At 70.5% G+C, this 9404-nt stretch carries 7 protein-coding genes and 2 pseudogenes; 2 read left to right on the forward strand and 7 right to left on the reverse strand.

The window, feature by feature from the left end; all coding sequences use genetic code 11:
* On the forward strand, positions 1-429 hold a 429-nt coding region (locus TY51_RS19125; protein ID WP_042252836.1), incomplete at its 5' end, for an SDR family NAD(P)-dependent oxidoreductase.
* A gap of 55 nt (positions 430-484) precedes the next feature.
* Here TY51_RS19125 and TY51_RS19130 read toward each other — a convergent pair.
* From TY51_RS19130 to TY51_RS19150, 5 genes and pseudogenes are all read right to left on the reverse strand, one after another.
* Positions 485-2290, reverse strand: coding sequence for an aminopeptidase P family protein (locus TY51_RS19130; protein ID WP_042252837.1), 1806 nt, complete (start codon positions 2288-2290; stop codon positions 485-487).
* A complete protein-coding gene (locus tag TY51_RS19135; RefSeq protein ID WP_042252839.1) occupies positions 2287-2979 on the reverse strand; it encodes a metal-dependent hydrolase in 693 nt (230 codons plus the stop codon). Before TY51_RS19135 ends, TY51_RS19130 begins: the two co-directional genes overlap by 4 nt.
* Before the next feature lie 69 nt (positions 2980-3048).
* Positions 3049-4800: a single-stranded-DNA-specific exonuclease RecJ gene (recJ, locus tag TY51_RS19140; protein WP_042252840.1), complete on the reverse strand. Its 1752-nt coding sequence runs from the start codon at positions 4798-4800 to the stop codon at positions 3049-3051.
* Between the two features lie 70 nt (positions 4801-4870).
* A pseudogene (gene glpX / locus TY51_RS19145) lies at positions 4871-5835 on the reverse strand (class II fructose-bisphosphatase).
* Between the two features lie 73 nt (positions 5836-5908).
* A complete protein-coding gene (locus TY51_RS19150) occupies positions 5909-6169 on the reverse strand; it encodes a BolA family transcriptional regulator (RefSeq protein ID WP_042252842.1) in 261 nt (86 codons plus the stop codon).
* A gap of 82 nt (positions 6170-6251) precedes the next feature.
* On the opposite strand from TY51_RS19150, the gene TY51_RS19155 reads away from it, so the two are divergent.
* Positions 6252-6881, forward strand: a complete 630-nt coding sequence (locus TY51_RS19155; RefSeq protein WP_042252844.1) for a J domain-containing protein — start codon at positions 6252-6254, stop codon at positions 6879-6881.
* A gap of 18 nt (positions 6882-6899) precedes the next feature.
* Here TY51_RS19155 and lnt read toward each other — a convergent pair whose 3' ends face one another.
* Together lnt and TY51_RS19165 are read right to left on the reverse strand one after the other, a co-directional pair.
* On the reverse strand, positions 6900-8417 hold the full coding sequence (gene lnt / locus TY51_RS19160; RefSeq protein ID WP_081995293.1) for an apolipoprotein N-acyltransferase: 1518 nt from the start codon (positions 8415-8417) through the stop codon (positions 6900-6902).
* Positions 8417-9404, reverse strand: a pseudogene (locus TY51_RS19165) (hypothetical protein); the annotation flags it as partial. The gene lnt and the pseudogene TY51_RS19165, both read right to left, overlap by 1 nt.

Genomic DNA, 9404 nt, shown 5'->3' on the forward strand with positions numbered 1-9404 from the left:
GCCATTGCCGGTCGGTGGGGCGGCGTGGACCTGTGGGCCCATTGCGCGGTCCATGCGGCGCCCATGGCGCCTGCGCCCCATATCGAGGGGCGCGACTGGTCCAAGTCGATGCTGGTCAATGTCGAGGTGACGCGCGGCCTGATCGCCATGCTGGAGCCGCTGCTGCGCCAGCGCCAGGGGACGGCACTGTTCTTTGACGATGCGCGAGGCGGGCAGAAGTTCTTTGGCGCCTATGGCGCGACGAAGGCCGCGCAGATCGCGCTGGCGCGCAGCTGGCAGGCCGAGACGGTGCAGACCGGTCCGCGCGTGCTGATCGACGCGCCCGCGCCGATGCCGACCGCCGTGCGCGCACGGTTCCATCCCGGCGAGGACCGGTCCGCGCTGGTGCCCTGCAAGGACGAGGCGGCGCGCATCCTGTCGCTGTTGTAAGTTTTGCGTCCCGCGGCAGGGCGGGGGGCTGCCTGCCCCCCGCACCCCCCGGGCGTCACGCCTGGCCGAGCGGTTCGGTCGCTGCCGTCAGCCAGTCCAGATCGGACCCCTGCAGGTGGGGTGACAGCTTGGCCCGGACTTGGGCGTGATAGCTGTCCAGCCACGCGACGTCGTCGGCGGACAGCGCAGTGCGGTCGATCAGGCGCCGGTCGATGGGGCACAGTGTCAGCGTGTCGAAACCCAGCATCTGGCGGCCCGGTTCGGCATCGGCTTGCGTGACGACGATCAGGTTCTCGATCCGGATGCCGAAGCTGCCTTCGCGATAGTAGCCGGGTTCGTTCGACAGGATCATGCCGGGTTCCAGCGCGACGTCGCTGACGCGGCTGATCCGCGCCGGGCCTTCGTGCACGCACAGCGCCGCACCCACGCCGTGACCCGTGCCGTGATCGTAGTCCATCCCCTGCGACCACAGGAACTGACGCGCCAAAGCGTCGAGATGTCCCCCCGTCACGCCGGTCGGAAAGCGCGCGCGCGACAGGGCGATCATGCCGCGCAGCACCGCGGTGAACGGCACCACGGCGTCCGGGCGCGCATCGCCAAGGGCCACGGTGCGGGTGATGTCGGTGGTGCCGTCGGCGTATTGGCCGCCGGAGTCGATCAGCAGCAGGTCGCCTGCGGCCAGCCGCCGGTTGGTCGCCTCGGTCACGCGGTAATGAACGATGGCGCCGTTCGGACCGGCGCCCATGATCGTGTCGAAGCTGATGTCCAGGATCCCCTGGTCGCGGCGCAGCCCTTCGAGGTGGCGGACGACGTCGATCTCGGACAGCGAGGCGGGGTCCTGGCGGTCCAGCCATGCCAGCAGGCGCACCATCGCCAGCCCGTCGCGGTGATGGGCGGCGCGCATGCCTGCAAGCTCTGCCGCGTTCTTGCGGGCCTTGGGCAGCACGGCGAGATCGGGGCCGGTGACGACCGCGGTGCCCGCCGCCTCCAGGATGCGGAACGCGGCTTGGGGGGCGGAGCCTGGATCGAGGCGGACGGGACCTTCGAGGTCGGTCAGTGCGGAGGCCAGCGCGTCATGCGGCAGGATGTGGACGTGGTTGCCCAGATGCGCCCGCAGGTCGGCATCGAACTTGGCCGGGTCCGCGAACAGCGCCAGATCGCCGCTGTCCGACAGTACCGCAAAGGATTGCACCACCGGGTTCTTGGGCAGGTCGCTGCCGCGAATGTTCAGCAGCCACGAAATCGAATCGGGCAGCGTCAGCAGCGCCGCCGCCTGTCCCTGCGCCTTGAGGTCATTGGCCAGGCGGGCGCGTTTCTGCGCCGCGGTCTCTCCGGCGAGGTCGTCGGGGTGGATGCGGGCGGCGCCCACCGGCGCGGCCGGGCGGTCGGGCCAGATCGCGTCGACCGGGTTGTGGTCCAGCGCGATCAGGGCGATGCCGGTGTCGGTCAGCGCGCCCTCCATCCCGGCGATTTCCTTGCGGGTGTGCAGCCAGGGATCGAAGCCCACGCGCCCGCCCTGCGGCAACGCCTCGGCCAGCCACGCGGAGGGGCGGGTTTCGGGCCAGGGCACCGGGGTGAAGTGCCCAAGGTCGATCTGGCTGCGCACCTGTACGCGATAACGGCCATCGATGAAGACGCCGGCCTGATCGGTGGTCACGATGGCAAAGCCCGCGCTGCCGGTGAAGCCGGTCAGCCAAGCCAGCCGCGCATCGGCATCGGCCACGTATTCGCCCTGATGCACGTCGGCGCGCGGGACGATCACCGCGTCCAGCTCCTGCTGGGCCATCAGCCGCCGCAGGGCGTCCAGGCGGACGGCATGGTCGCCGCCGCCTGCCGGGTCGTCGAAGGTCTGAAAGCTCACAGCGCGATCGCCTCCATCACCTGCGGTTCGATCACGTCGACGCCGGGCAGGGCGTCGATCAGCACCTGCGCGGATTGCTCCAGCAGGGGGAAGGTCTTGTAATGGCAGGGGATCACGGTCTTGAAGTCGAAATAGCGTTTCGCCGCATAGGCCGCGCGCGCCATGTCCATGGTAAAATGCCCGCCCGCGCACAGGATGCCGATGTCGGGCTTGTGCAGATCACCCATCCATTCCATGTCCGCCATGATGTCGGTGTCGCCCGAGACATAGATCACATGCCCGTCGCCCGCGATCATGTAGCCCGATTCGTGGCCTGCATAGACCGGACCGTCCGGCCCGCTGATGGAACTGGAATGCGTCGCGTTGACCATGGTCACCCGGGCGCCGCCCAGATCGACCGTGCCGCCCTTGTTGAAGCCGATGCCCTCGATCTTGTCGGTCTTTTCCCAGTGGCCGATCAGATCGAAGATGCCCACGACGGGGATCTTCAGCTCCTTGGCCAAGGCCAGCGTGTCGCCTGTATGATCGCCATGGCCGTGGGTGATCAGGATATGCGTGGCGCCGTCGATGGCCTCGGCGCGCCGGTCGTCGGGAAAGACGGGGTTTCCGCTGAACCAGGGGTCGATCAGGATCACGGCCTGTTCGATCTGCAGACGAAAGCCGGAATGGCCAAGCCAGGTCAGTTTCATGGGGTCTCCTTCACGCTGTCGCGGCAGGTTAGCGGCCGCGTCCGGTCGTGACCAGAACCCCCGGTGGGGTCAAAGGTTGCCGGTCGCAGGTGCCGCATCGTCCAGGCGCAGGCGCAGACGCTCGCGTCCGCCCCAGGTGGACAGTTCCAGCTTGCCGGCCAGGTGGAACCGGCGACCCTTGGCGCCGATCAGGCCGGGACCAAGCGGGCCGTCCATCGCGCCCCAGGCCACGGCCTCCATCGGGGGGCTGCCGGGGCTGCGGAATTGCAGACGCAGGTGGCGGTCGCCCATGGTGGCGGCGCTGTCGATCAGCTGATCGGAAAAGGCGAATCGCGGCGCGGGGGCAGCTTGGCCGAAGGGGCCGGCATCCTCCAGCATGCGGTACATGGGTGCGGTAGCGCCCGACGGCTCCAGCAGGCCGGAAATGCGCAGGTCGCCCGACCCGGTGCGTCCCGCCAGATCGCGGGCGATCAGGTCGGCCAGACGCTCCATCGCGGCGGGGATCTTTCCCTCCTCGACGGTGAGGCCTGCGGCCATGGTGTGCCCGCCGCCCTTCAGCAGCAGGCCCTCATGCGCCAGACGCTGGATCGCGCGGCCCAGATCGACGCCGGGCACCGACCGGGCGCTGCCCTTGCCGATGCCGTGATCGACGCCGATCACCACGGATGGCAGGTCGGTCGCCTCCTTGACGCGGGCGGCGACGATGCCGACGACGCCCGGATGCCAGCCCGCGCCCGCGGCCCAGGACAGGCGCGCGTCGCCCCGCGCCTCGACCTGGGCCAGCGCCTCCTCGCGGACGGCGGCCTCGATCGCGCGACGGTCGGTGTTCAGCGCGTCCAGCTGACGGGCCAGTTGGTCGGCCTGCGACGCGTCGCGGCAGGACAGGCACAGGGCGCCCAGATCGGCGCGTCCGACGCGCCCGCCCGCATTGATGCGCGGACCCAGCAGAAAGCCCAGATGGAATGCGCTTGGCGCCCCGTCCAGCCGCGCGATGTCGGACAGCGCGACCAGACCGGCCCGCTGCCTGCGTGCCATCACGGCCAGGCCCTGGCGGACAAAGGCGCGGTTGACGCCGACCAGCGGCGCGACATCGGCCACGGTGGCCAGCGCGACCAGGTCCAGCATCGCCATCAGGTCCGGCTGCGGCAGCCCGCGTTCGCGCAAGACCCGCCCGGCCTGGACCAGCGTCAGGAACACCACGCCCGCGGCGCACAGGTGGCCCAAGGTGCCATCCTCGTCCATGCGGTTCGGGTTCACGACGGCCAGCGCGGGGGGCAGGGTCTCTCCGCCCAGGTGGTGGTCCAGCACGATCACGTCGCAGCCCGCCGCGGCGGCCAGCGCGTCGTGTGACAGCGTGCCGCAATCGACGCAGACGATCAGGTCGTGGCTTTCCGCCAGCGCGGTCATGGCGGGGACGTTGGGGCCATAGCCCTCGTCGATGCGGTCGGGGATGTACAGCGTTGCCTGTCGCCCGTGCTGGTGCAGCCAGTCGATCAGCAGCGCGGCCGATGATCCGCCATCGACGTCGTAATCGGCAAAGATCGCGATGCGCTGCCCTTTGACGGCCGCATCGACCAGCCGTTCGGCGGCGACGCCAATGTCGCGCAGGGTCAGCGGGTCGGGCAGCAGGTCGCGCAGCTTGGGCGCCAGGAACCCCGCCGCCTCCTCGGGCGGGATACCCCGTTCGGCCAGCACGCGGGCCACCGACAGGGGCAGGGCCGCCTGTTGCGCCAGCCCTTCGGCCAGCCGCTCCAGATCCGCGGGCGGTCCGATCCACCGCCGCCCGGTCAACGAGCTGTCGATGCCCAGAAATGCCGTCATGCTTCTTCTTTGTCCAAGGACCCCGGTGGCGTCCCGGGACGGGACAGGGGGGCGCGCGGCCCCCCTTACCTCACTTCACCGGGTTGCGATAGGTCATCCGCCGCACCGATCCGGTCTTGGACCGCATCAGGATGGTCTCGGTCGTCAGGTATCCCGGCTCACGCTTGACGCCGGCGACGATCGATCCGTCGGTGACGCCGGTTGCGGCAAAGATCACGTCGTCGGTGACCAGGTCGTCGCGGGCATAGATGCGGTCCAGGTCGGTGATCCCGGCCTTGCGCGCACGTCCGCGTTCGTCGTCGTTGCGGAACATCAGCCGGCCCCACATCTGCCCGCCCATGCATTTCAGCGCGGCCGCGCCAGGACGCCCTCGGGCGCGCCACCGGACCCCATGTACATGTCGATGCCGGTCAGCTCGGCCTCGGCGCAGTGGATCACGCCGGCGACGTCGCCGTCGGTGATCAGGCGGATCGCGGCGCCGGTCTTGCGGACCTCGGCGATCATCTCCTCGTGGCGCGGACGCTCCAGGATGCAGACGGTGATGTCGCCATCCTCGCAGCCGCGGGCGCGGGCCAGGGCGCGGACGCGTTCGGCCGGGCTCATGTCCAGGCTGACGACGTCCTTGGGATAGCCCGGGCCCACGGCCAGCTTGTCCATGTAGACGTCGGGTGCGTGCAGCAGCGTGCCGCGCGGTGCCATCGCGATGACGGTCAGCGCGTTGGGCATGTCCTTGGCGGTCAGCGTGGTGCCTTCCAGCGGGTCCAGCGCGATGTCGACCTCGGGTCCGTCGCCGGTGCCGACCTCCTCGCCGATGAACAGCATCGGGGCCTCGTCACGCTCGCCCTCGCCGATGACGACGACGCCCTTGATGTCCAGCATGTTCAGCTGGTCGCGCATCGCGTTCACGGCGGCCTGGTCGGCGGCCTTTTCGTCGCCGCGCCCGATCAGCCGGGCCGAGGCATGGGCCGCAGCCTCGCTGACGCGGGCCAGGCCCAGGGACAGCATCCTGTCGTTGAAATCCTTCGGCGCGGTCATGTCCCTCATCCCTTCGTGCTGCAGGTTGGGGGCTTTCTAGGGGGCGGGGCAGGGGGCAGCAAGCCTGACGGCGCTAACGGTCAGGGCTTTCCGACAGTTCCAGCGCCAGGGCATGGATCCGCGGCACGATGTCGCCCAGGGTCGCGTGGACCAGACGATGCTGCTGGATCCGGGTCAGCCCGGCGAAGGCGGGGCTGGCCATGCGGATGCGGAAATGGCTTTCGCCGCCATCGCGAAAGCCGGAATGGCCGCGATGATCCTCGCTTTCGTCCAGCACCTGCAGGGCCGTGGGCTGCAGGGTTGCCAGCCGTTCGGTCATCTGGTCCGCGATCATCCGCATATCCTTTCCGTCAAGGGGTTTCATGTCCCGTCAGATAGCCTAAACTGCCCGCCTTGAGTCGCAAAGGTGCCCCAGGATGAGCAAGAACGACCCGTTCGGTTTCGACATTTCCGCCGCCAAGGACAAGAAGCGCAAGACCAAAGGGCGGCGCGGCATGTCGGGGGCGTTCGAAACCTCGACCCGCACCTGCGAGCGCGAGGGATGTGACGAGCCCGGACAGTACCGCGCCCCCAAGAACCCGCGCAACCTGGATGACTACTTCTGGTTCTGCAAAGAGCATGTCCGCGATTACAACGCGAACTGGAATTACTTTCAGGGCCAGTCCGAGGAGGAGTTCCAGCAGTTTATCGACAACGCGACGGTCTGGGAACGTCCCACCAAGCCCTTCGGTCGCGCCGCGGCCGAGGACAAGTGGGCCCGCCATGGCGTCAGCGACCCGCTGGAGATCCTGGGTGCGAACGGCACCGCGCCGGAATCGCGCGCCCAGTCCAGCGCCCGCAAGCTGCCGCCCACCGAACGCCGCGCGCTGGACATCCTGGAGGCCAAGGACCACTGGACCCGCGCCGAGATCCGCAAGCAGTACAAGTCGCTGGTCAAGGATCTGCATCCCGACATGAACGGCGGCGACCGGTCCGACGAGGATCGCCTGTCCGAGGTGGTCTGGGCCTGGGATCAGATTAAGGACAGCCGGTTCATCCGCGACTAGGGTTGCGCCGGGACACCGTCAGGCCGCGCGCCCCCGGCGGCGCGGCCACAGGGCAAAGCCCAGAACCAGCAGCAGCAGCGCCACGACCGGGACGTTTCCGGTCGCAAGCCACAGCGTCGCGGGCAACGCGCCCGGCAGCGCCGCGTCGATCTTGCCCGGCTGGTTCAGGGGCAGGCTGGCCAGGATGCGCCCACGCGCATCGACCACCGCGCTGACCCCGGTATTCGCGGCACGGACCAGCGGCAGCCCCGTCTCGATCGCGCGCAGGCGGGCTTGGTCCAGATGCTGGTACGGTCCCGACAGGGTGCCGAACCACGCGTCGTTGGTGGCCTGCAGCAGCCAGCCGGGGCGCTGGTCCAGATTGCGCAGATGCTGGGGAAAGATCGCCTCGTAGCAGATCAGCGGCTGGAAATCCGGGACGCCGGGCGCGGACATGATCTGCGGGCCGGGACCGGCGGAATAGCCGTTGCCCTGCCGCGCGGCAAAGGCGCCGATGCCCACGCGCGCCAGCGCGTCGCCCCAGGGGACGTATTCGCCGAACGGCACCAGGTGGAACTTGTCATAGACCTGGGTGACCTGGCCGCCCGGCGCGATGGTCGCCAGGCTGTTGTAAAAGCGGCTGCCCTCGCGCCGCTGGATGCCCATGACCAGGGGGGCGCCCGCCGCCTGCGACATCATCGGCAGGACCGCGTCCGCGTCCTCCAGCAGAAAATTCACCGCGGTTTCCGGCCAGATCACCAGATCGCGGGGGCCGGGTTCGGCGGACAGGTCCAGCAGGCGCTGGAAGAAGGCCGTGGACCATTCGGGGTCCCATTTCAGATGCTGCGCCGCATCGGGCTGCACGATCCGCAGGGTCATGGGGCGGTCGGCGGGCATCGGGGCCGACAGCCGCACCGTCCCCGCGATCCAGGGGCCTGCCAGCAGGACCGCGGCCAGCGCCGCCGCCATCACCGGACGCCCGCGCAGCAGGACCGGCAGCGCCGCCAGCGCCATCGTCAGCGTGCCCAGCCCCAGGGCGCCGGTCCACGCGGCCATCTGGGCTGCCGGCGTGTCGATCCACGCGTGGCCGATCTGCGCCCAGGGAAATCCGGTGAAGATCCAGCCGCGCAGCCAATCCGACAGGACCAGCGCGGCGGCGATGGCCGCAACCTGCGCCCTTGGCCCGCGGGCCAGGCCCGCGGCCACGCTGGCGGGCACGGCCCAGAACATGGCGCCGCCAAGCGCCATCAGGATCAGCGCAAAGGGCGCCATCCAGCCGTGGCGGGCGATATCGACCAGAAAGGGCTCGGTGATCCAGGACAGCGACAGGGCGAACCAGCCAAAGCCCGCGGCCAGCGCGTGCCAGAAGACGGCGGCGGCGGGCAGGGGCGACAGGCGCCAGATCAGCGCGGCCATCGCCAGCGGTGTCGCGGCCCAGATGCCCAAGGGCGCAAGGCCCAGGGCGGCGACCAGGCCAAGGGCCAGATCGGGCAGAAGACTGCGCAGGGGCGGACGGCCCCCGCGCAGTCGGGAGAGCGGGCGAAGCGTGCGGCGCATCAGGCCTGCGCGTCAGCGTCCTTGGGCTGCGCGTCGGCATCGGCCTTCTTGCGGCGGGTGCGCTTGGGCTTTTCCGCGGCGTCCGCTGCAGCATCAGCCTGGGCAGCAGGCGCATCGGCGGTCGCGGCCTTGCGGCGACGCGTCGGCTTGGGCGCGTCGGCCGCGGCTTCGGCGGGGGCCTCGGTCGCGTCTGCGGCGGGCTTGCGGCTGCGCGTGCGCTTGGCCTTGGGCGCGGCCTCCTCGGTCGGCTCGGCGGCGGGGGCGTCAGCGGCCTCGGCCTTCTTGCGGCCTCGGGTGCGCTTGGGCTTGGCGTCCGCTGCGGGCTCCACCGCCTCGACCTTGGCCGCCTCGACCGGGGCTTCCGTCACGGGCTGGGCCTCCTGCGCGACGTCGGGCTGGGCGTCGGCGGGCGTGTCGACGGTGGCCTCGGATGCAGCTTCAGCCTGCGCCTTGCCGCGACCACGGCCACGCGACCGGCGCGCGGACTTGGGTGCGGGATCGGCGGCGGGGGTCTCGGTCACGGTCTCGGCTGGGGCGTCGTCGGACAGGCCGATGCTGCGCAGTTCGACCAGCATGAACTGCGGGACGTGATCGCCCATGCCCATCACCTGCGACCCGCGGTTGTCCTGATCGCGGCCACGACGGCCGTCGCGGCGGTCGTCCCGGCGTTCCCCGCGACGGTCGTCGCGGCGGTCATCCTTGCGCGGCTCCTCGCGGCGCGGCTGTTCGGTGCGCGCTTCGGGTTCGGGACGGGGTTCGGGCTGCGGTTTGGGCTCCATGCGGGCCTCCGGTTCGGCTGCGGTCGCGGCGGGTGCGGGGGGCGCTGCGGCCTCCGCCTCGGGGCGGGTTCGTCGCGACGGCGGCGACGGCCGCGTTCCCGCGATCCGGCCTTGCGGTCTTCGGGGCGCTGTCGTCGGCCTTACGGTCGTCGCGCGCGGGGCGTCGCCGGTCGCAAATCCCGCCGGCGCATCGACCCGCGGCACGAGG

The sequence above is a fragment of the Paracoccus sp. PAMC 22219 genome (assembly GCF_000787695.1).
GTDB lineage: Bacteria > Pseudomonadota > Alphaproteobacteria > Rhodobacterales > Rhodobacteraceae > Paracoccus.

Coding starts and splice junctions, on each gene's coding strand:
- TY51_RS19135 (WP_042252839.1), bottom strand. CDS start 2,979: ATGAAACTGACCTGGCTTGGCCATTCCGGCTTTCGTCTGCAGATCGAA.
- recJ (WP_042252840.1), bottom strand. CDS start 4,800: ATGACGGCATTTCTGGGCATCGACAGCTCGTTGACCGGGCGGCGGTGG.
- TY51_RS19150 (WP_042252842.1), bottom strand. CDS start 6,169: ATGATCGCGGACCAGATGACCGAACGGCTGGCAACCCTGCAGCCCACG.
- TY51_RS19155 (WP_042252844.1), top strand. CDS start 6,252: ATGAGCAAGAACGACCCGTTCGGTTTCGACATTTCCGCCGCCAAGGAC.
- lnt (WP_081995293.1), bottom strand. CDS start 8,417: ATGCGCCGCACGCTTCGCCCGCTCTCCCGACTGCGCGGGGGCCGTCCG.